Raw genomic sequence first — 19,832 nt, 5'->3', positions numbered from 1 at the left:
ATTAACTCTCCTTATTAGTTGCGTGAAATTCCCGTCTGAACTCTTCAAAAACCCCTTGATCCAGTGCCGCGCGCATCTCGCGCATAAACTCCAGCGTCCGGTGCAGGTTGTGGATCGACAACAACCGTACCCCGAGGATCTCCTTCACATTCATCAAATGCCTTATATACGCCCGCGTGAAGTTCTGACAGCAATAGCAGGTACAGCCTTCCTCAACCGGACGGGTATCCTCTTTATACAACCCGTTCCGGACGGGGTAATGCCCAGTCCGGGTCATTGCCGTCCCATGCCGGGCATACCGCGTGGGCATCACACAGTCAAACATATCCACGCCCATTGCCACCGATTCCACGAGTTGCTTCAACACGCCCACGCCCATCAGGTACCGCGGCCGTTCCACCGGCAGCTCCGCCACGCCGTTTTTCACAGCCTCCAGCAGCACCGGTTCCGGCTCGCCCACGCTCACGCCCCCGACGGCATAGCCGTCAAAGCCGATCGCGACCAATTCGCGGGCACACCTCGCACGCAGGTCGGCATATTCGCCGCCTTGCACAATTCCAAAGACCAATTGACCGTTCCGCGGATGCAGTTCGGCACATAAAGCGGCCCATGATAGGGTCCGCATTACAGCCTGACAAGCGTATTCGTAGGTACTGGGATAGGGGGGGCACTCATCAAACGCCATGATAATATCGGAGCCGAGCCGGCGCTGGATGTCGATCGCCTCACGGGGCCCGAGAAACAGTTTGGTCCCGTCAATATGCGAACGAAACTCAACCCCATCAGGTTTAATTTTATTGAGTTTCGACAAGCTGAAGACCTGAAATCCGCCGCTATCGGTCAAAATGGGGCGATCCCACCCCATAAATTGATGCAGGCCGCCGCATTTTTCGATAATTTCGACTCCAGGCCGCAGACTCAGGTGATAGGTGTTCCCGAGCACGATGTCGGAGCCCGCCTCCTTCAGTTCCACCGGAGTCATGGCTTTGACGGTCGCCTGGGTCCCCACCGGCATGAACACCGGGGTCTCGACGGCCCCATGCAGGGTCCATAACCGGCCGCGCCGCGCCTTGGTGTTGGGGTCACTGGCCAGAATCTCGTAGGTACCCGGGGCCTTCACTTGGCAACCGCCGCCATCAAGGCCGCATCCGCCAGCACCAGTGCCGCCATCGCCTCGACCACCGGGACCGCACGCGGCACCACACAGGGGTCATGCCGGCCCCGCGCCTTCAATTCACATTTCTGACCATCCCAGTCCACAGTGGCCTGGGCACAGCCGATGGTGGCCGGAGGCTTGAAGGCGACCCGGAACAGGATCGACTCGCCATTGGAGATGCCGCCTTGAATCCCGCCACTGTTATTAGTCAGCGTACCCAGTGATTTGCCACGCTTCACAAACGGGTCATTATGCACCGAGCCGCGCAGGCTCGTGGCGGCAAAGCCAAGCCCGAACTCAAAACCGCGCGTGGCGGGAATGGTCAGCATGGCGCCGGCTAACAGACCGGACAACTTGCCGAATACCGGTTCCCCCCACCCGGCCGGCACATTCCGGCAGACACAGGAAACCACCCCACCCACCGAATCACCGGCCTCCTTGAGGGACCGGATCAGCGTGGCCATCGTGGCCGCCTGGGCCTGGTCCGGACAACGCACCGGGTTTTTGTCCACCAGCGGGCGGGAAATCGTCGCGACATCGACCTCCGCGGCCTCCAATTCACCCACGGACTGAACCCAGGCGACAATCTCAATGCCGAACCGCTCCCGGAGAAACTTCTCGGCGACCGCGCCCGCGGCGACCCGCGCGGCGGTCTCGCGGGCACTGGCCCGGCCACCGCCACTGGACGCCAGGACGCCATACTTGGTCATATAGGTGAAATCCGCATGCGAAGGGCGCGGCGCTGTACGCATCTCGCCATAATCCTCCGGCTTGGTGTCGCGGTTGGGGATGACGAGGGTCACAGGCGAGCCCAGGGTCACCCCCTTCTGCAATCCGGAAATAATCTGAACGGTATCCGATTCCTGCCGCGGGGTGGTCAGATCGCTCTGCCCCGGCCGGCGCCGGTCCAATTGCGGCTGGATGTCCGCTTCTTTCAGATGAAACTGGGCCGGCAGGCCGTCAATGACCGCCCCCACCATCGGCCCATGCGACTCCCCGAACGTTGTAACGCGAAAGATTGATCCGAATGTATTACCCATAAATCGTTTCTCCAATCTGTACACCTTACGAAATCCATCTTGCTCAATGCAATGGTTTCTTGGATAATGATGGGGCTTGTATGAGGACGTCCTCACAAGGGGGCCTTTCCGTGAAAGACAGTAATAAACGGTTTAACATTATCATCCTGTTGTTGTGCGTCTTGGCATGCTCACTCATTGCCAGCTACTTTTTTTTTGTCTCCCGCACCCCGGAACCCGACAATCTGGCTGAATTGCAAGCGATGCTGAAGGGAAATGAGAGCAGTCAAACGCCTGCTTCAGAGCCTGCGCCTTCAGGCGAGGCCAATACCCAGCCCGGCAGCCCCCCCTCCGACAAACCGAACGCGGCACCCCCGAAGGTCGAATTCGGCAATAAACTGGCGACGATGACGGCGGTTGATGCCGAGATCGCGGCACAGAAACCCACTGATAAATATGAGTTGCCCCCGCCCCGGATTGCCCGTGATATGTTCACTTTCTCATCCCTCCCCAACGATGCGCCGGTAGCAGAATTCCCCTTGGTGCTCGTCGGCCAGAAAAATCTCGAGCGGTACAAAACCCTTTCAGGCAAGGAGGGGGGCGGCGCCTTTGGCGGCAGTGGAGGTTCGCGTACCTCCCATGGTGCCACACCGCCGCCCACACCCAAACCGCCGCCCTCGCCGCCACCGGGGCCGCCACCAGGACCGCCGCCGATACCTCCTCCGGAACCTCCACCGGAAGTCAGCACATCAGGACTTTGAGTGAACAGTCTAGCCGCCGGCCACATCGCTTCACTTATTCTCGCCATCGGGCTTACGCCCTGGTTGCTGAGTCGCCTATTCTTGGAGCGATACTCATGGAACGCGATTCTTGCCGGCTGGGGGCCTGCCATGATTTCCATCAATGTGGCCATCCCCATCGCCCTTCATGTGTCGGCGATTCCCATTACGGCCAACTCACTCGCCATCGCCCATGGACTCCTGGCAGGAGCCGTCGGAATCCTTTTCACCGCGTGCAATAGAAAACGGGAAGAGTTTGAACAGAAGTCGCAAAGCACGCAAAGAAGAGTTTTCTTCCCCGCCTTCGGCGGAAACCCTATTTCCCCTTCGCGATCTTCGCGACTTCTGTTCAAATTCTCTTCTCTCCCGCATCCTCTCACTACTGCCGCCATTCTCTTCGCACTCCTGGTGCTCCCCCTGACCCATATCGCCGGAATCGACACCTATAAGTGGCAGGATTTGGCTGGCAACATTGCGGTTGAACAGCGCATCTCCTGGCTCATCCATCCGCTGTCCCTCCTCGGGTTCACCCCCCGCTCCTACTCCAGCGCGCAACCCCTGGTGCTGGCCACCATCCAGATGCTAGGCCATACGGGAGTGGATTGGGGCTTTTATCTCCTGTCCCTCGCCTTCGGGCTCACCGGGTTTTCCGGAGCCTGGGCACTGGGCCGGTACCTGTTTAAAACGGACGCTTCGGCCGGCTGGCTGGCTATCCTCTACCTGTTCTCTCCCGTCTTCATGCGCTACAATTACTGGGCCACAGGCCGGGGACTCCTGCTCGCGCTCTTGCCGGTCTATCTTCTGATTCTATTGAAATGGGGCCAGTCCCTGGCACAACACGGTCAGTATCAAGAGAATAAATTTGAACAGAAGTCGCAAAGCACGCAAAGAAAACGGATCTGGCTGATCCCGGCCTGGCTGCTCATGACCGCACTCCTCATGATGGCACATAAGGGGGGAGTGGTCGGCGCGCTGCTGATCCCGCTCCTGCTACTGGCTTCCCCGGCCCTCGCGCTCTTTCGCGGACGCTGGGGCCTGTGGCTTGCCGCCCTCCTCGCCCTTGCCGCCGGCCTGCTTCTGGTGAATGGCCAGCCCGTCACCATGGGAATCCGCCTGATCACCCGCTTCGGCTGGCTTTTACCTCTGGCCTTTCTGGCCATCGCCACGTTACCCGCCAAACTCACCACGCCGCCCTTCCGCGCCCTGACCGTTGCCGGACTGGGAACCTTGGTCATCTCCTGCACCCCTGACATGTATGGGGCCCTGCTGGCCCTGCCCTTCATGGCCTGCCTGGCAACCTTGGGCCTTGATAAAATCACGGAGAAGAAAATACTTTTAAACAGAAGCTCGCAAAGACCGCAAAGTGAAAACGGGGCTTCCGCCGAAGGCGTAAAAGAATATTCTTCTTTGCGACCTTCGCGTGCTTCTGTTCAAACTCTTCTTGATTCAGGCTATGCCGGGCTAGCCATCATCCTCATCCCGGCACTGGTGATTGTTCTCAACCAGATGCGGGATTCCCCCTCTGAAGCCGTCTATCAGGCCGCCCAGTTCATTGAGCAAACCGATCCCCGGGGCCCATTCCGGATCGAGGCGCCAGGCAAGGCGCGCGCTCAGATCCAGGCCTACGTTTCGGGTTGTCCCCGCTTTACGGTTCATGCGGAGAGCACCAGTCAAATCGAATTTCACCGCCCCCCCCCCTGGACCGGCAAGCCGGCTCATGACGCACGCCAATGGATTGACTTTTTGCGAGGGATGCTCGAACTGCGGGGCGCCCATACCGACTGGTATGGCGACGGCGCCAAAGTCTATTACGTCATCATTGATGGCCAGGGCACGGCCCCCGCCCAGGCCAAACGCCTGTTCACGGCCGGCAACGTGGCCGTGTTCGAATAAGCCAGAGCGATTAAGATTAGGATTACGATAAGATTATGATTAATATTCCGGCCATGAGCACATCCACACTTCCGCCTGAAATCAAAGTCATCAGGGAGAGCATGAGCGTGACCCGTTATGTCCTCCCCACACGGAACCTGGGCAATGCCCGAAAGCTCGGCTGGGCCCCCATCGGCCTTGGCCTGTTTATCACCGGCTTTATGCTCTTCTGGATACGCGATGCGTTTGCCAGCGGCCTTCATGATCCCGGGTTCGGACGCTGGATTGACATTGGATTCGGGCTGGCGGGACTTCCAGGACTGGCCGCAGGGCTCGGCCTAATCATGATTGGCATCGCGATCATCAAAGACAACTCGCATTCTGAAATCGTGGTCGGGGATGGGTTTATCCGGGCCATTGACCAGCTCGGTCCCATCCCCATCCGCCGCAAGCGGCCGATCGCTGAACTGCGCCAGCTGATCGTTCGAAAAGGAGGCATGACCGTGACCAACGCGGATGGGAGCACCCAGACCTATGCCCCGGACCTGGCCTCGCTGGAGGCGGTGTCCGTCACCGGGAAACCCCTGTGGATGGCCCCCGCCTATCCTCATGATCTGCTCAGGCCATTGGCCGATGTTCTGGCCGCCTCGCTCTCTCTGGGCGGACATTCCGCAATGGCAGACCACACGGAGCCGGTGATCGAACTTGATGTGGGCGAAGAAAACACCAGCATGGCGGTCTCGAAACCCGCTGGCACCGACATCACCTGCCAGGCCGATCCCCACGGTCTGGCCATCTCCGTTCCGCCGCTAGGCTTGTGGAAAGGGAGTCAGGGGCTATTCGCCTTCAGTTTGGTTTGGAACGGGTTCATGACCGTTTTTACGGTACTCATGATCAAGGGGCACCCGCCTTTGCCGGTCTATCTGTTCATTGCCGTCTTCTGGGCCATCGGCCTTCTGATTTTGGTCATCGCCATAAATATGGCCAAGCGTAAAGTCCTGATCGCCGTCGTCAACAATATGCTGGCCTACCGGGTCATCGGGCCTTTCAAAACCAGCGAGCAGAAGCTCCCCCTCGACTCGATTGACGCCATCCGGGTCGGCCCCAGTAGCGTGAAAGTCAATAACCGGCCCGTCATGGAGATTCAAATCATCCCGAAAAGCGGAAGGAGAATCGGGCTGCTTTCCGACCGGTCCGTTGAAGAGCAGGCCTGGCTGGCGTATGTCCTGAACCAGACGCTGAAAGTTCACGCCACGGCTTCAGGCAATTCATCCCACCGGGTGGTGTAACCGGGGCTTTTGTGATCCTGCTTCATCTTCCAGGGTTGCGTGAACCCCTCCCGGGCCGAATGTAAGGTCCCGCGCCCGAGCTTGCGGTTCACCCCATCCAGCACCCCCATCAACACCCGGCTCCGGCTGTCCGTCCGACCCGCAAAGAGGTCCGGCTGCACCGCCGAGGGCGGGACCAACTCCGACAACATCACACCCGCCTTCTGGTAACGGAAGCCCGGACGGTAAATGCGAGCCAGCCCCCACAACGCCACCTTGGTCAGTTGCAGGGTGTCATCGGTGGGCGTGGGCAATGACAGGGTAATGCTGTTGCCATAATACGGTATCGCGGGATTGAACGGACTCGTCCGGATCGAGACCTGCAGGGAGCCGGCATAGGATTTCTGACGCCGCAGTTTTTCCGCAGCCCGGCTCACATACAACGCCACCGACTCCTCCAGACTCTGCAAATCCGACACCGGCACCCCGAACGAGCGTGAGCTCATAATCTGCTTTTTGGGCGGAGTGATCTCCTCCATCTCAATACACACCCGGCCATTCAACTCCCGGTTGGTCTTCTCCATCATCACCGAGAAATGCGACCGCAACCGCGCCGGTTCCGCCCGCTTGAGATCCAACACCGACTGAATCCCCAGTTCGGCCAGCTTGGGCGTCAGCCGGCGGCCCACCCCCCAGACCTCCCCCACCCCCAGACCACCGAACCAGTTGTCACGCTCCTCATCCGACATCGCATTGAGATCACAAACCCCGCCAAACTGCGGGTTTTTCTTGGCGATATGATTGGCCAGTTTGGCCAGCGTCTTGGTGGAGGCCATCCCCACACACACCGGCAGCCCGGTCCATTGCCGGATCCGCTCACGGATCGCCTGTCCCTGCTCCTGCAGATCCCGGCAGGGGCTACCCGTGAGATCCAGAAAGCACTCATCAATGGAATACACTTCCTGACAGGGACTGTACTGCGCCAGGATGGACATCACGCGGTTGCTCATGTCGGCATAGAGCGCGTAATTGGATGAGCAGGCCACCAGCCCCTGCCGGCGTGCCAGTTCTTTCAACGTGAACCAGGGGGCCCCCATCTTGATGCCCAGCGCCTTGGCTTCATTCGAACGGGACACGGCGCAGCCATCATTATTGGACAACACCACCACCGGCCGACTGGCGAGTTTCGGATTAAACACCCGCTCACAACTTACGTAGAAATTGTTGCAGTCAATGAGCGCGATCACGCGCGGGTTCATTTGAATTTCCGGACCGAACCGGTCACCACGCCCCACACTTCAAAACTCATGCCCTCCTTGATTTCAAGGGCCGCATAGTTGGCATTGGCTGGCGACAGAAGGGGTTGACCGCCCTTGGTCCGCCCCAGGGTCTTGACGGTCAACTCGCCATTCACCACCGCCACCACGATACAGCCCACGCGGGCGGTGACGGAGCGATCGACCACCAGCACGTCATTATCCCGGATGCCGGCCTCAATCATGGAGTCCCCCTTGACGCGCACGAAGTAGGTCGCAGCATCATGTTGGATCATATACTGATTAAGGTCCAGCCGCTGCTCGATATGATCATCCGCAGGAGAAGGGAAGCCGGCGGCCACCTGGGAGAGGAACAAGGGCCGCGCGGATAAAGGAGCATTCAAAACAGGCACAGTGATCTCCGCAATCATATCGCCCGGTTTGGGCGCAAGGCGGGCGGCCAGCAGCATGGCCGCCTGCTGGCACATCGATTCCGGCAGCCGGATCACACGGGTGGGCTCCCCATATTTGGTCGAGCCGGCCTTGCGTCCAGCCCCTGGCCGCCGCTTGCGGGAAGATTGAATTTTGGCAGTCATTTTATTTTTGTAACAATAATTAATCCGATAGTGTCAGAAGGGGCGATGAAAGGCAAGACCCCATAATATCCCTCAGGTCGAGGGCGGCAGTCGGAGTGAGGCATTGAGCAACGGCACATCGGCGAGGGTTTTGCCGGTCGTTCCCCCGCCCAGCTTCAGGAGCTTTTCTCCGCTGGGCCGGACCATGCGCTCGTAACTGCCGATAGCGTCATTGAAGGCGTTATTCGCCTTGTCCAAGCCATAACGGATCCGCTCGAAATGCTCGATAAACTTGGTTACCCGGGCAAACAGCTCCTGCGCCGCCCCGGCAATCGCCTGGGCATTCTCAGTCTGGGCATATTGCTGCCAGCTCACACTCACGGACCGCAGCAACGCGATGAGCGAGGCGGGCGTCGCCAGCATGATCTGCTTGCCGGCCGCCCAGACGATCAGGTCGCGGTCCCCTTCCAGCGCGGCGCTGAAGAGGGATTCGGCGGGGAGAAACAATACGACGTAATCCAGGGCGTTCGGGAACTGATGCGGATAATCGCGATCCGCCAGCGACTTGATGGTGCCTTTCAATTTCGCCGCATGAATCGCCAGCGCCTCGGCCCGCTTCACGGGATCGGCCGCCTCCATCGCATCCAGGAAATCCAGATCCGGCACCTTGGCGTCGATGATGATCATCCGGTCGCCCGGAAGCCGGACGATCAGGTCCGGCTTGCTGTCACCGGACTGCGCCTGTTCGACAAAATCACAGTGGGCACTCATACCGGCGGCTTCAACCACACGGCGCAGGGTCTCTTCGCCCCACCGGCCGCGGGCCTGGTTCGAACTGAGTACACGCCGGAGTTGCAGGGTTTCGTTCGAGAGCGACTGGCTTTGGAGCGCCAGCGTTTCGAGATGCTTTTTCACTTCCCCCAGCGTGGTCGACTGCGAGGCTTCGCTTTGCTGCAGGCGTTGCTGGTAGTTCTTCAACTGCTCCTCCAGCGGCTTGACCAGGGTGGCAATGGACTGCTGGCGCTGGGCCAGGTCCCCCTTGGCCGATTCCTGGAACTTGGCGAGCGTCTCATTGGCCAGACGCAGGAACTCGGGCTGCGTCTGCTTCAGGGCATCGGCACTCAGCGCCTTGAACGCTTCACGCAAATCGGCGATGGCCTTATCCTGCGCCAGGCGGGCTTCTTTCAACGCCTGGTCATGACGCTGCCGCTGTTCGGCCAACAGGTTTTCCGCGGCAGAGCAGTTGGCCTCGGCCGACGCGCGGGCCGTCTGCGATTGCGCCAGCGCCTCACGAATGTGCGACAGCTCAGATTCCCGCTGGACGATTTGCTGGCGAAGTTCCGTTTCAACACGGCTGTCCGATGCGGTGGCCGAAATACGACGTTGCCCCAATAGCCAGCCGATCAGGCCCCCCAGCAAGCCGCCAATGCCAAGACCCAACAGGATATAGAGTGCAGAATTCATGGAGGGAAACCTGCCAACACTCTCCCGGGATGTCAAGACAAGGGTAAATAGGCACGATAACTGCTCCTTACCATTGCGTGCTAAACCAACGACTTATTCACGACAACACCACAGGGGAAATAACTCAATGAAATCATGCATTCAGTTGGGATTATTTGCGGCAAATGAAGGGTTTTCTTATCAATCACCGCTTAAGTATCATTCGACTACCCGCTTCGCATTCCTGCGAAGAATAGTCACTATAGCGCTGCTCTTAGTGTCGGGAAGCTTAACAGCCCATAGCCAGATCGTGGCGGGCTATTACGCAGAATGGACCACCCAGGAGTACCCGCCTTCCGCCATCCCGCTTCAGAATCTGACTCATGTGATACATGCCTTTGCCTGGCCGAATGCCGATGGCAGTATTTCTTATCCACAAGGCTTTTTAACGCCTGTACCGGAGCTCACGCAACGCGCCCATACCGCTGGCAAGAAAGTGTTGCTCTCACTGGGCGGCTATACGGACTCACTGGGTTTCTCCCCGATGGCAGGGAATTCAACCGCTCGCGCCAAATTCGTGACCACTCTCACGGCATTATGCCTGACCAATCACTATGATGGCGCCGACCTCGATTGGGAATACCCTGAAAACACCACCGACCGCCAGAACCTGACGTTGCTGGTTCAGGATATTCGCGCCTACTGGAAACAGGCGGCGCCTAATTTGATGCTGACCATGACCATTAATGCCGACGACTGGCGGGGTAAATTTTTTGATGTCGCAACCCTGCATCCATTACTAGATTGGATCGGGGTAATGACCTACTGCTACTATGGCTCCTGGGCAGGGATGTCCGGCCATAATGCTCCGCTTTACTCCAATCCCCTGGATCCCCTGGCGGCCGGCTCCATTGATCAAAGTATCCGCCAGTATTTCCATGACCAACGCGGGGTGCCTTACAATAAGCTGGTCTCAGGAATCCCTTTCTACGGTCTGGCGTTCACAGGGACCACCCAACTCTATAAGCCCGCCGCCGGCGGAAATGCCTGCGAATACACGGTCGCGTCCACCCTCAATTACACCTATAACTGGGACAGTGTTTCCCAGGTTCCCTATCTCACCTCCCCCCTCAATGGGGGAACCATCGTCACCTTTGAGGATCCGGTCTCGGTCCGCCTGAAATGCCAGTATGCCAAGGCGCAGGGCCTCGCCGGCGTCATGATCTGGGAACTCAGTCAGGATCTGCTGAGCATCGGGAACCAACCGCTATTGAGCGCAGTAGGCTCGGAAATGTTGGCCCTTCCCCCGCCACCACCCCCCCCACCCGCAGCGCCCACGAATAATTTCGCGTCAGGCGAAATCCGGAGCGTGGGCACTATTTCCGGAAGCCTTTCATCCCTGCTCACCGCCGACAACGTATATGAATCGATCAAAGAAGGACTCTCCAGCGGGACCGCCAAAAAACGGTATTCCTACCTGAGCCATATCTGGACGTTTGATGTCACCGGCGGCACGTCCGTCGTATTCACGATTCAGGCGCATCACTCGACCAACCAGGACGGCGATCATTTTGCATTCTCCTATTCCACGGATAATGTGAATTTCAGCTCCATGCTGACGGTGACCAAGACCACGGATGACAACGCGTTCCAAACCTTTTCCCTACCGGCAACCGTGAAGGGCAAGGTGTATGTCCGGGTCATGGACACCAATCGCACCGCAGGCAAAACGTCACAAGACACCCTCTATGTGGACCAGATGTTCATCCGCTCTACCCCATAATGATGGACTGCCGCCATGGCCCCCATTATAGTGAGGGGCGATGGATAATGAATCTCTATACCGGATGATCGAGCAGCGCATCGGGCGGGCACACCTGACCCATCGGCTGCACATGCAGTCACATTGGGTCGCCAAGGTGATGGGCCATGGCCGGACGTATTTTCACATTGAAAACATGATGGTGCTGCACTGGCTGATCCGGCTTTCACTCAAAATGACCGGCCTCTATCGGCGGGGCCAGCAGAATGCCTTGAGAGCCATCGTCCGTCATAATCCGGTATCCATTCCCGGCCTACCCCGCGCCTTCGATGGCTTCACGATCCTGCACTTATCCGACCTGCATCTGGATATCACTCCGGAACTCCCGGAGGCCATTGCCCGGGTGATCGCCCCGCTCACCTATGATGTCTGCGTCATCACCGGAGACTTCCGCTCGCTCACGCATGGCCCGACCGGACCGGCGATTGAAGCCTTTCAACGCCTGCGGCCGGCACTGAAGGGGGATGTGTATGCGGTATTCGGAAACCATGATTTCATCGAAATGCTGCCGCCTCTTGAGGCGACGGGAATCCGGCTTCTGATGAACGAGTCCGTGGTATTGCGGCGCGGGGATGCCGCCATCACCCTGGCGGGGGTCGATGACCCCCATTTCTACGAAACGGACAACATCCAGAAAGCCGCCACCCATCTGGACCCGGCAATGCCCTCCGTACTGCTGGCCCATTCACCTGAAATCTACCGGAAGGCCGCGGCCTGCGGGTTTAACCTCCTGCTGTGCGGACATACGCATGCCGGACAGATCTGTCTCCCGGGTGGCTTTCCCTTATTCATCAATGCCCGCGTCCCGATCCGTTTTGTGCGGGGCTCGTGGGGGTACCGGGGCATGCAGGGCTATACCTCCGCCGGAACAGGGTGCTCCGGCGTGGATGTGCGGTTCTCGTGCCGCCCGGAAGTAACCCTCCACACGCTCAAAAGCAAATAATTTCTCCTTGCCTGCCGCTTTCCCCATGACCTATGGTTCCCACCATGCAATACATCAGTACACGTGGTGAAAAAGAGAGCCGGGGGTTTCAGGATGCCGTCATGACCGGTCTGGCCCGCGACGGGGGGCTGTTGCTCCCTGACGTGATCCCGGATGTAACCGGCAAACTCAAGGACTGGAAATCGCTCTCTTACACCGATCTGGCATTCGAAGTCATGCGGCTCTATACGGATATTCCGGAGCGGGAACTCCGCGACCTGATCACCCGGAGCTATGCCTCCTTCCGGCATCCCGACGTGACCCCGGTCCGTAGCGTCGGGGACATCCACATCCTGGAGCTGTTTCATGGCCCCACCCTCGCCTTCAAGGATGTGGCGCTTCAGTTTTTGGGAAATGCGTTTGAATATGTCCTGAAGAAAACCGGGCGGGAAATGAACATCCTCGCCGCCACGAGCGGCGACACCGGCAGCGCCGCCATCGATGGCGTCAAAGGCCGCGAGCATATCAATATCTTCGTCATGCATCCCCACGGCCGGGTCAGTCCACTTCAGGAACGCCAGATGACCACGGTCCCGGATGCCAATGTGTTCAATATCGCCGTGGAGGGCACGTTTGACGACTGCCAGCGGATCATGAAAACCATTTTCAGCGATCTGGAATTTAAGGACCGTTATTCGCTCGGCACCGTCAACTCGATCAACTGGGCACGTGTGCTGGCCCAGATCGTCTATTTCTTCTTTGCCGCCTTCCGCGTCATGCGGCTGACCGGGGCCAAAACGGTTCAGTTTTCCATCCCTACCGGCAACTTCGGCGATATCTTTGCCGGCTATATGGCCGCCCGGATGGGACTGCCCATCAGCCGGCTGGTGCTGGCCACCAATGAAAACGACATCCTATCGCGCTTCTTTAATACCGGCCGCTATTCCAGTGATGCCGTCCATGCCACCATCAGCCCCTCTATGGACATTCAGGTGGCCAGCAACTTCGAGCGGTATCTGTATTACCGGCTGGGCGCTGACCCGGTGGTCTTAAGCCGGGTCATGAAGCAGTTTGAGGTGGACCAGAAGATTACGGTGCCGCCGCTCGCGAATGGCAAGATTGATAACCTCATCTGTGCCGGTTCCGGCAATACCGCGCAAACCCTGGCCACCATCAGGGAATTTCAGACCCGCTATGGCTACCTGCTTGATCCCCACACCGCCGTCGGCGTTCATGTGGCCAGGCCTTACGTTAACCCAGCTTCCCCCATGATCTGCCTGGCGACCGCGCATCCGGCGAAGTTCAGTCAGGCCATTCAGGAGGCCACCGGATCGGACCTGGCCCATCATCCCATTCTCGAGGCGTTGCGCCATCTGCCCACCCGCTGCGCTATCCTCCCTGCCAGCGAAGGGGAAATCCGGAAGCACATGGAGAAGAATATTTGCACCTGATTCCCGAACTGCTCGTTGCCGACACCTTCTGGAAGCGCAGTATCGGATTGATGGGGCGCCGTGGCCTGAATCCTGGACAGGGCCTGCTTCTCAGCCCCTGTGGCTCCATCCACACCTGCTTCATGTGCTTCTCCATTGACCTCATTTTTCTGGATTCCAACGGGCGGGTTGTCCGCATCGTTCAACAGGTGCCCCCCTGGCGTTTCGTCTGGGGCGGCGGGAAGGCCCACTCGGTCATTGAAGTCCAAAGCGGCTGGCTCACCTCCCCGCCCAACATCGGCGAGAGAGTTGAGATTGGGGTGAGTTGAATCAGCCACCGCTTACCCTCACGGACTATCTCCGACTCCGTTTTCTGACCGCCACAAGATAGACGGGATGTCCCTCCCGGATGCTGAAACCTATCGGTTTGCTTGAAGTTGCCGGAGGCTTCATCAAATCCCGCATCGCATCAAATACCACGCGAAACTGCGCGTCATATTTCTTTTCAAGCTCCTCCAACTTCCTGGCCAAATCAGCATGTGTGGCAAGAATGTAACGCAGTCGCACAAATGCCCGCATGATAGTGATGTTGACTTGTATGGAACGAGGACTGTTCAGCACGCTGGACAGCATGGCCACACCCTGTTCTGTAAAGGCCATGGGAACATAACGCGTCCCTCCCCATGAACTTGAGGTGCCAAATTGGCACCTCAAGTTCATAACCTCTTGATCTTCAAGCATAAACATAAAGTCTTCTGGGAAAGAAGAGGATCAGGATTGGAGATCATTGACGTGATGATGAGAATTATGGCAGAAACATCACAGAAACGTCCAAGACACAAGGGAGATTACCATGAGATATGCAGTGATAATGGCGGGTGGATCAGGAACGCGGTTGTGGCCGATGAGCCGGGACGTGATGCCCAAACAATTGATCCCTTTTATCAAGGGGAAAAGCCTGGTTCAAATTGCCTCCCAACGGCTTGAAGGGCTCGTGCCGTCCGCCCAACGCTATATCTGCGCTGCCAATCGTCAGGAGCCCATGATGCGCCAGGCCCTGCCTGAATTGGGGACCAGTCAATTCCTGGGCGAACCCTGCGCGAGGGACACCCTGAATGCCGTCGGGTTCAGCGCCGCGATTCTTGCGAAACAGGATCCCGAGGCCGTCATTGCCATTTTTACCGCCGACCATATCATTGAACCCATCGATCAATTCCTCAAGATTGTGGATCAGGGCTTCCGCCTGGCCGAACAGCGGCCCCACACATTAGTCACCTTCGGCATCGCCCCGACCCAGGCGGCCACCGGCTACGGGTACCTTCAACTCAGCACCCCTATCGAAGGCGGCGCGTCCATCGTGGATCAATTCAAGGAAAAGCCAACCGCGGATTTGGCTGAACGCTACTTCAAGGCCGGACCGTCCAAATATCTCTGGAACAGTGGCATGTTCGTCTGGCGTGCCAGCACCCTGCTGGACTGTATCCGGCGTTATCATCCGGAAAACCATGACGGCCTGATGAAAATTGCCGCCGCCTGGGGGACACCGCTTCAACAGGAAGTCATCGCGGCCATCTATCCCACCCTGAAAAAAATCAGTGTGGATTTTGCCGTCATGGAGCCCGCCTCACGAGACGCCTCCGTTCAGGTAGCCGCCGTTCCGATGCCGCTGAAATGGCTGGATGTCGGCTCCTGGCCGTCCTTCGCCCTGACCTGTCCGATGGACGGGGATCAGAATGCCACCGGAGGGGGGAAGTCGTTGTTGATGGACAGCCAGGGCATGCTCGTGGCCTCCAGTGACCCCAACCACCTGATTGTCACCGTCGGCTGCCAGAACCTCATGGTCATTCACACGCCCGAAGCGACCCTCATCTGCCCCGCTGATCAGGCCGAACGCATCAAGGAAGTCCAACAACTGGTCGCCTCAAAGTTCGGTCCGGAATACGTCTGAGCCAGATTCAATCACTTCCGGCCGTGATCGGCGAAGCTGCGGTCCACCAGCATGGAGGGAATGGGCTGTATCGCCGGGGCCAGCTGTAACGTGCCCAACGTGATCCGGGCCAGTTCCTCGACCGCCAATCCGCTGAAAACGGCGTCTGCCGCCGTTTTCCCCCAGGCGACCACTCCATGGCTCGCGACCAATACGGCGGGCGTTTCAAGATGCACCATCCGTCCGAAACGTTCCACAATGACGGAGGACAAACTCTTTTCGTAACTGCGGTCCAGCTCGGGCTTCCGCAACATGCGGGTCACAGGAATCTCGCCCTTGAAATGGGCCGCATGGATGGAGCCCAGACAGGGGATGGGGCGCAGGGCGTGGGCAAACATGGTGGCATGCGGGCTGTAACTGCTCGCAATGGCGTTCACCTCCAGAAAGGACTGGGCCAGATAGAGATGGGTGATGGCATCCGGTCCCGGGGCCGCGGTGCCTTCGATCCGGGTTCCTGTAAAATCCACCACCAGCATGTCTTCCGGCGTCAGCCGTTCATGGGGAATGCCGGCCGGTTTCACCACCATAATCGCATGTTCACGGTCAAATCCGCTGACTTCACCCCGGCCCAAAAAGGTGAGGCCGTTTTTATGAAGTTCCTGATTGGCATCACAGATATCTTTACGCAACGCTTTGTAAGTCATAGTCCATCAGTCCTTTTTTTCACACGCCATTCCCAAGCAAATGCTGGCCACCATCCACAAACAGGGTCTGGCCGGTCACACCCTCAAGCCGCAGCAACGCCACCACGCCAGCAGCCACATCCTGCGGCGAAATACGGCAGTTGAGCGGAATCCGGCCCGCATGGTCACAGAGATACTCTGCGCCCTTCCCCGGCGGGGGAAGCACCGCGCCGGGTGCCACCGCGTTCACGGTGATGGCGGGCGCCAGGGCGAGGGCGGCTTCCTGAGTAAAGGCCGCCAACCCTTTTTTGGATAGCGAGTAGGGCAGACAGTCGGGATCGTTGGCCATGATCCGCCGGTCCAGTAAATTAATCACCGCCCCCTGCTCGGCTTGTTCCGCAAAAAAACGCGTCAGGAATATTGGAGCAAACAAATTGATTCCCAGCTCCACCGTCAGCTTGCGCTCGGTCGTGGTTGCCAACCGGTTTTTATGGAAGACCGCCGCATTATTCACGAGGATGTCGAGTTGTTTGGCCTGCTTGAGTGAGGCGGTAATCAGGGAGCGGCAATCGGCCTCGGAGTCAATGGGCTCACGCACGACCCACGCCTTGACCCCGCGAGCACGGATCAATCCAGCCAGTTGCTGGGCGGCTGGCAGGGAGCGGCTGCAATGGATCACCACGTTACAGCCTTCCTCCGCCAGCGCCTCACAGATGGCCTTGCCAATCCTGACCGCCCCGCCGGTGACCAATGCTGTTTTTCCGCGAAGTTTCATATATGGACTCTCCTTGCCACAGCGTAGTCGAAACTAAAATATTTAGACAGAATGAACAAAATACACAAAATGAACCCATCGACGATGAACCATTCTGTTTATTATGTTCATTCTGTCAGAGAAAATTCTTCAGGAATTATATGGACCCTAACCACGTTCCGAGTTTTGCATTCGCACGGCCATCGGCATCGGGCATGACCATGGCCAGACTGGCCTGTTCCGGGCGCAAAATCTCACCTGCCAGGTGCTGAATTTCCGCCGCAGTGACTTTCTTCAACGCCTCGATCCCCTCTTCCGGTGCCTTCACACGCCCATAGGCCAGAATATGCTCCCCGATCCACATCATCTGACTGGTCGTGCTTTCCAGGCCCAGTTGGATCTGCCCGATGGAATAATCACGGGCCCGCTCCAGCTCCCGCTTCCCGACCGGGGTATCCTTGATCCGGCGCACCTCGCGGGCAATCAACGCCAAGGCACGGTCCAACCGGTCCCGGTCCAACCCGCCGGTAATCGCAAAGCAGCCGGTGTCATGAAACAGATGGCCACCACATTGAATGGCATAGGCCAGGCCATACTGCTCGCGGACCACCTGGAACAGGCGCGAACTCATATTCTCGCCCAGAATGACACTGAACAGTTTCAAGGCAAAGCGTCGGGGATCCCGGCGTCCAAATGTCGGGAATCCCAGCGCCATATGCGCCTGCTCCACCTCTTTCGCCTGCACGTCCAGCGGCTTGTGTTTCACCCCTTTTCCCAAGGGAGCGAAGGGGGGCGGCAAGGCCCTGCCTTTCCCGGGGAACGCCGCCTGCACGCGTTCAATGCAGGATTGGTGATCCACTTTCCCTGCAAAGGCCACGACGATATTGGCGGGCACATAATGCCGGGTTTTATACGCCAGCAATTCGTCGCGCCCGATGGCCTTGACCGTCTCACAGGTCCCGGCCAGGGGCCGGCCCAACGGATGATTCAGCCACATCAACTCACCCAGTGTCTCCTCCACCTGCTGGTGGGGCTGATCCCGGACCATCATGATTTCCTCGATGATAACGTCCCGCTCCTTTTTGATATCCACCGGAGCCAGACGGGGGTGCTGAATCATATCTATCAGGACATCGAGCGCCTGCCACGTATGGGGTGCCGCCACCCGGGCGTAATAACAGGTATTCTCCTCCTGCGTGAAGGCATTGATATCCCCGCCCCGCCCCTCAATGGCCTGCGAAATCTCACGCGCCGTACGCCGGGCGGTCCCTTTGAAAAGAATGTGTTCGAGGAAGTGGCTGACCCCGGACTGGGCGGCCGTTTCACAACGGCCGCCGGCTCCGATCCAGATGCCCATCGACACGCTTTCGACCTGCGGCATCGGCGCGGTCACCACACGTACACCGGAGGGCAGTCGCACGAGCTTTGAATCAATCATCATGGTCAGAACGCCGATCCTGCCACCGCCCGCATGGCGGGAATGGTCACGGCCCCCTCATAGAGGGCTTTCCCGACAATGACCCCATCGAGGTTGGGCAGTGCCAAGGCCGCGAGTGCCGCAATATCCCCGCAGTTGGAAATCCCGCCTGAGGCGATGATCCTGGCCTTCACCGCCCGGCACAGGATCCGCACGCCGTCAAGATTGGGGCCGGTCAACATCCCGTCCGTGGCCGTATCGGTATAAATGATCGTACGCACCCCTGCCGCCGCCACCTTCACGGCCAGATCCACCGCCAGGGTGTCAGTGGTTTCCACCCAGCCCTTGACTTGAACCTTCCCGTTACGGGCATCAATCCCCACGGCAATCTTGTCACCAAAGGTCTTCACCAGCGCCGCCAGCGCCCCGGGATCGGCACAGGCGCGGGTTCCCAGAATCACGCGGCTCACGCCGGCCTCCAGCATCTGGCGGATATCGGCGTCCGTACGAAGGCCCCCGCCTAATTCCAAGGGAATGGAAATGGCGGCCGCCATGGCCTTGATCACCTCGTGATGAACCGGATGCCCGGCAAACGCCCCGTCCAGATCCACCACATGCAGCCAATCGCCACCCGCCTCCGCCCATTGGCGCGCCATGGCTACAGGATCCGTGGAATAGACGGTGACCGCCTCCGCCAGGCCCTGGCGCAACCTCACACATTTCCCGTCTTTCAAATCAATGGCTGGATAAATTTTCAAATCAGATCGCCCCTTTGCTGGACGGCACGCCTTTGACACGGGGATCCTTCTGACAGGCGGCACTCATGGCGCGCGCCACTGCCTTGAAAATGGCCTCGTAGGCATGGTGGGGTTCCTTACCATAAAGCTGGGCAATATGGAGATTCATCCGGGCCTTGACGGTAAACGCCTGGAAGAATTCACGGATCAGCAACAGGTCGAAATCGCGGATCTTGCGTGTACGATTGGCCACTTCATAGACCATAAAGGGACGTCCCCCCAAATCCACCACGGCCCGGCTCAGGGCATCATCCATGGGGATATAGGCCGACCCGTATCGCACAATCCCCTTGCGGTCACCCAGGGCCTGGTCAATGGCGTCCCCGAGCACCAACCCCAGATCCTCGACGGTGTGATGGTAGTCGACTTCAAGATCCCCCTTGGCCACCACGGTGAGATCAATCAGCGAATGTTTGGAGAACAATTCCAGCATATGGCTGAGAAACGGCATTTCCGTCTCGATTTTGCTGACCCCTGAACCATCAAGATTGATGGATACTTTGATGTCGGTCTCGCGCGTTTTACGCGCCACTGTCGCTGATCGGTTCTTCATTAACTACGCTCCCGTATTGAGTTACAAATTCGCGTAGGTTTACCATAACGGCATACATCAGTCTACAAACTACCTTGCGACCGGGACGTCATTGGCGTCATCTGATGAAATAGACAGAGCCCTTGATCAGCCCACCGAAGTTTTCAGGCAGGGCGGGGC

General features: G+C 58.5%; 18 protein-coding genes and 1 pseudogene. 8 read left to right on the top strand and 11 right to left on the bottom strand.

Annotated features, from left to right (window positions below; genetic code table 11):
* Position 1 precedes the first annotated feature (1 nt).
* Positions 2 to 1,120 carry a tRNA guanosine(34) transglycosylase Tgt gene (gene tgt / locus WCS52_03860; GenBank protein ID MEI6166307.1) on the bottom strand — a complete coding sequence of 373 codons (1,119 nt, stop codon included), beginning with the start codon at positions 1,118 to 1,120 and terminating at the stop codon, positions 2 to 4.
* Positions 1,117 to 2,196 (bottom strand): chorismate synthase, encoded by a 1,080-nt coding sequence (gene aroC, locus WCS52_03855; GenBank protein ID MEI6166306.1) that lies wholly within the window; start codon positions 2,194 to 2,196, stop codon positions 1,117 to 1,119. Before aroC ends, tgt begins: the two co-directional genes overlap by 4 nt.
* Positions 2,197 to 2,306: 110 nt before the next feature.
* Here aroC and WCS52_03850 point away from each other — a divergent pair, with 110 nt between their 5' ends.
* Genes WCS52_03850 through WCS52_03840 form a run of 3 tightly spaced genes read left to right on the top strand, consistent with a single transcriptional unit; the run spans position 2,307 to position 6,115 of the window.
* Entirely contained in the window at positions 2,307 to 2,936 is a 630-nt protein-coding gene (locus tag WCS52_03850; GenBank protein MEI6166305.1) for a hypothetical protein, read from the top strand.
* The gene (locus tag WCS52_03845; GenBank protein ID MEI6166304.1) at positions 2,937 to 4,847 is read left to right on the top strand and encodes a hypothetical protein; all 1,911 of its coding nucleotides are present in this window, start codon (positions 2,937 to 2,939) and stop codon (positions 4,845 to 4,847) included.
* Between the two features lie 35 nt (positions 4,848 to 4,882).
* Positions 4,883 to 6,115 (top strand): hypothetical protein, encoded by a 1,233-nt coding sequence (locus WCS52_03840; GenBank protein MEI6166303.1) that lies wholly within the window; start codon positions 4,883 to 4,885, stop codon positions 6,113 to 6,115.
* On the opposite strand, the gene WCS52_03835 is transcribed toward WCS52_03840, so the two are convergent.
* The 3 genes from WCS52_03835 to rmuC all read right to left on the bottom strand — a co-directional run bounded on the left by WCS52_03835 (position 6,073) and on the right by rmuC (position 9,389).
* A complete protein-coding gene (locus WCS52_03835; protein ID MEI6166302.1) occupies positions 6,073 to 7,353 on the bottom strand; it encodes a Y-family DNA polymerase in 1,281 nt (426 codons plus the stop codon). The genes WCS52_03840 and WCS52_03835 overlap by 43 nt on opposite strands.
* The gene (gene umuD / locus WCS52_03830; protein MEI6166301.1) at positions 7,350 to 7,946 is read right to left on the bottom strand and encodes a translesion error-prone DNA polymerase V autoproteolytic subunit; all 597 of its coding nucleotides are present in this window, start codon (positions 7,944 to 7,946) and stop codon (positions 7,350 to 7,352) included. Before umuD ends, WCS52_03835 begins: the two co-directional genes overlap by 4 nt.
* Positions 7,947 to 8,018: 72 nt before the next feature.
* Positions 8,019 to 9,389 (bottom strand): DNA recombination protein RmuC, encoded by a 1,371-nt coding sequence (gene rmuC / locus WCS52_03825; GenBank protein ID MEI6166300.1) that lies wholly within the window; start codon positions 9,387 to 9,389, stop codon positions 8,019 to 8,021.
* A gap of 127 nt (positions 9,390 to 9,516) precedes the next feature.
* Here rmuC and WCS52_03820 point away from each other — a divergent pair, with 127 nt between their 5' ends.
* The 4 genes from WCS52_03820 to WCS52_03805 are packed head-to-tail and all read left to right on the top strand — an operon-like array spanning position 9,517 to position 13,871.
* Positions 9,517 to 11,151, top strand: a complete 1,635-nt coding sequence (locus WCS52_03820; GenBank protein MEI6166299.1) for a glycoside hydrolase family 18 protein — start codon at positions 9,517 to 9,519, stop codon at positions 11,149 to 11,151.
* Positions 11,152 to 11,191: 40 nt separating this feature from the next.
* Positions 11,192 to 12,133: a metallophosphoesterase gene (locus WCS52_03815; GenBank protein ID MEI6166298.1), complete on the top strand. Its 942-nt coding sequence runs from the start codon at positions 11,192 to 11,194 to the stop codon at positions 12,131 to 12,133.
* A 44-nt stretch (positions 12,134 to 12,177) separates the two neighbouring features.
* Entirely contained in the window at positions 12,178 to 13,563 is a 1,386-nt protein-coding gene (gene thrC, locus WCS52_03810) for a threonine synthase (protein ID MEI6166297.1), read from the top strand.
* Positions 13,554 to 13,871: a DUF192 domain-containing protein gene (locus tag WCS52_03805; protein MEI6166296.1), complete on the top strand. Its 318-nt coding sequence runs from the start codon at positions 13,554 to 13,556 to the stop codon at positions 13,869 to 13,871. Before thrC ends, WCS52_03805 begins: the two co-directional genes overlap by 10 nt.
* A gap of 25 nt (positions 13,872 to 13,896) precedes the next feature.
* On the opposite strand, the pseudogene WCS52_03800 reads toward WCS52_03805, so the two are convergent.
* Positions 13,897 to 14,292: pseudogene (locus WCS52_03800) on the bottom strand (ORF6N domain-containing protein).
* A gap of 103 nt (positions 14,293 to 14,395) precedes the next feature.
* Between WCS52_03800 and WCS52_03795 the strand changes: the two are divergent.
* Entirely contained in the window at positions 14,396 to 15,490 is a 1,095-nt protein-coding gene (locus WCS52_03795; protein ID MEI6166295.1) for a mannose-1-phosphate guanylyltransferase, read from the top strand.
* Positions 15,491 to 15,501: 11 nt separating this feature from the next.
* Here the strand turns inward: WCS52_03795 and WCS52_03790 are convergent, their stop codons facing one another.
* The 5 genes from WCS52_03790 to hisB all read right to left on the bottom strand — a co-directional run bounded on the left by WCS52_03790 (position 15,502) and on the right by hisB (position 19,673).
* The gene (locus WCS52_03790; protein MEI6166294.1) at positions 15,502 to 16,173 is read right to left on the bottom strand and encodes a class II aldolase/adducin family protein; all 672 of its coding nucleotides are present in this window, start codon (positions 16,171 to 16,173) and stop codon (positions 15,502 to 15,504) included.
* A 19-nt stretch (positions 16,174 to 16,192) separates the two neighbouring features.
* Positions 16,193 to 16,927 (bottom strand): SDR family oxidoreductase, encoded by a 735-nt coding sequence (locus tag WCS52_03785; GenBank protein ID MEI6166293.1) that lies wholly within the window; start codon positions 16,925 to 16,927, stop codon positions 16,193 to 16,195.
* A 136-nt stretch (positions 16,928 to 17,063) separates the two neighbouring features.
* Positions 17,064 to 18,347 (bottom strand): pitrilysin family protein, encoded by a 1,284-nt coding sequence (locus WCS52_03780; protein MEI6166292.1) that lies wholly within the window; start codon positions 18,345 to 18,347, stop codon positions 17,064 to 17,066.
* Positions 18,348 to 18,349: 2 nt separating this feature from the next.
* A complete protein-coding gene (hisA, locus tag WCS52_03775; GenBank protein MEI6166291.1) occupies positions 18,350 to 19,081 on the bottom strand; it encodes a 1-(5-phosphoribosyl)-5-[(5-phosphoribosylamino)methylideneamino]imidazole-4-carboxamide isomerase in 732 nt (243 codons plus the stop codon).
* 1 nt (position 19,082) lies between these two features.
* On the bottom strand, positions 19,083 to 19,673 hold the full coding sequence (hisB, locus tag WCS52_03770; GenBank protein ID MEI6166290.1) for an imidazoleglycerol-phosphate dehydratase HisB: 591 nt from the start codon (positions 19,671 to 19,673) through the stop codon (positions 19,083 to 19,085).
* Between the last annotated feature and the right edge of the window lie 159 nt (positions 19,674 to 19,832).

The organism is bacterium (genome assembly GCA_037128595.1).
GTDB lineage: Bacteria > Verrucomicrobiota > Kiritimatiellia > CAIKKV01 > CAITUY01 > JAABPW01.
The sequence above is the reverse complement of the archived record's forward strand: the minus strand, read 5'-3'. Positions and strand labels throughout refer to the sequence as shown.

What these genes read in the sequence shown, in the direction of transcription:
- hisB (MEI6166290.1), bottom strand. Translation starts at nt 19,673, where the DNA reads ATGAAGAACCGATCAGCGACAGTGGCGCGTAAAACGCGCGAGACCGAC.
- WCS52_03840 (MEI6166303.1), top strand. Translation starts at nt 4,883, where the DNA reads ATGATTAATATTCCGGCCATGAGCACATCCACACTTCCGCCTGAAATC.
- umuD (MEI6166301.1), bottom strand. Translation starts at nt 7,946, where the DNA reads ATGACTGCCAAAATTCAATCTTCCCGCAAGCGGCGGCCAGGGGCTGGA.
- aroC (MEI6166306.1), bottom strand. Translation starts at nt 2,196, where the DNA reads ATGGGTAATACATTCGGATCAATCTTTCGCGTTACAACGTTCGGGGAG.
- WCS52_03835 (MEI6166302.1), bottom strand. Translation starts at nt 7,353, where the DNA reads ATGAACCCGCGCGTGATCGCGCTCATTGACTGCAACAATTTCTACGTA.
- WCS52_03815 (MEI6166298.1), top strand. Translation starts at nt 11,192, where the DNA reads ATGGATAATGAATCTCTATACCGGATGATCGAGCAGCGCATCGGGCGG.
- WCS52_03780 (MEI6166292.1), bottom strand. Translation starts at nt 18,347, where the DNA reads ATGATGATTGATTCAAAGCTCGTGCGACTGCCCTCCGGTGTACGTGTG.
- WCS52_03785 (MEI6166293.1), bottom strand. Translation starts at nt 16,927, where the DNA reads ATGAAACTTCGCGGAAAAACAGCATTGGTCACCGGCGGGGCGGTCAGG.
- WCS52_03795 (MEI6166295.1), top strand. Translation starts at nt 14,396, where the DNA reads ATGAGATATGCAGTGATAATGGCGGGTGGATCAGGAACGCGGTTGTGG.
- WCS52_03790 (MEI6166294.1), bottom strand. Translation starts at nt 16,173, where the DNA reads ATGACTTACAAAGCGTTGCGTAAAGATATCTGTGATGCCAATCAGGAA.
- rmuC (MEI6166300.1), bottom strand. Translation starts at nt 9,389, where the DNA reads ATGAATTCTGCACTCTATATCCTGTTGGGTCTTGGCATTGGCGGCTTG.
- thrC (MEI6166297.1), top strand. Translation starts at nt 12,178, where the DNA reads ATGCAATACATCAGTACACGTGGTGAAAAAGAGAGCCGGGGGTTTCAG.
- WCS52_03820 (MEI6166299.1), top strand. Translation starts at nt 9,517, where the DNA reads ATGAAATCATGCATTCAGTTGGGATTATTTGCGGCAAATGAAGGGTTT.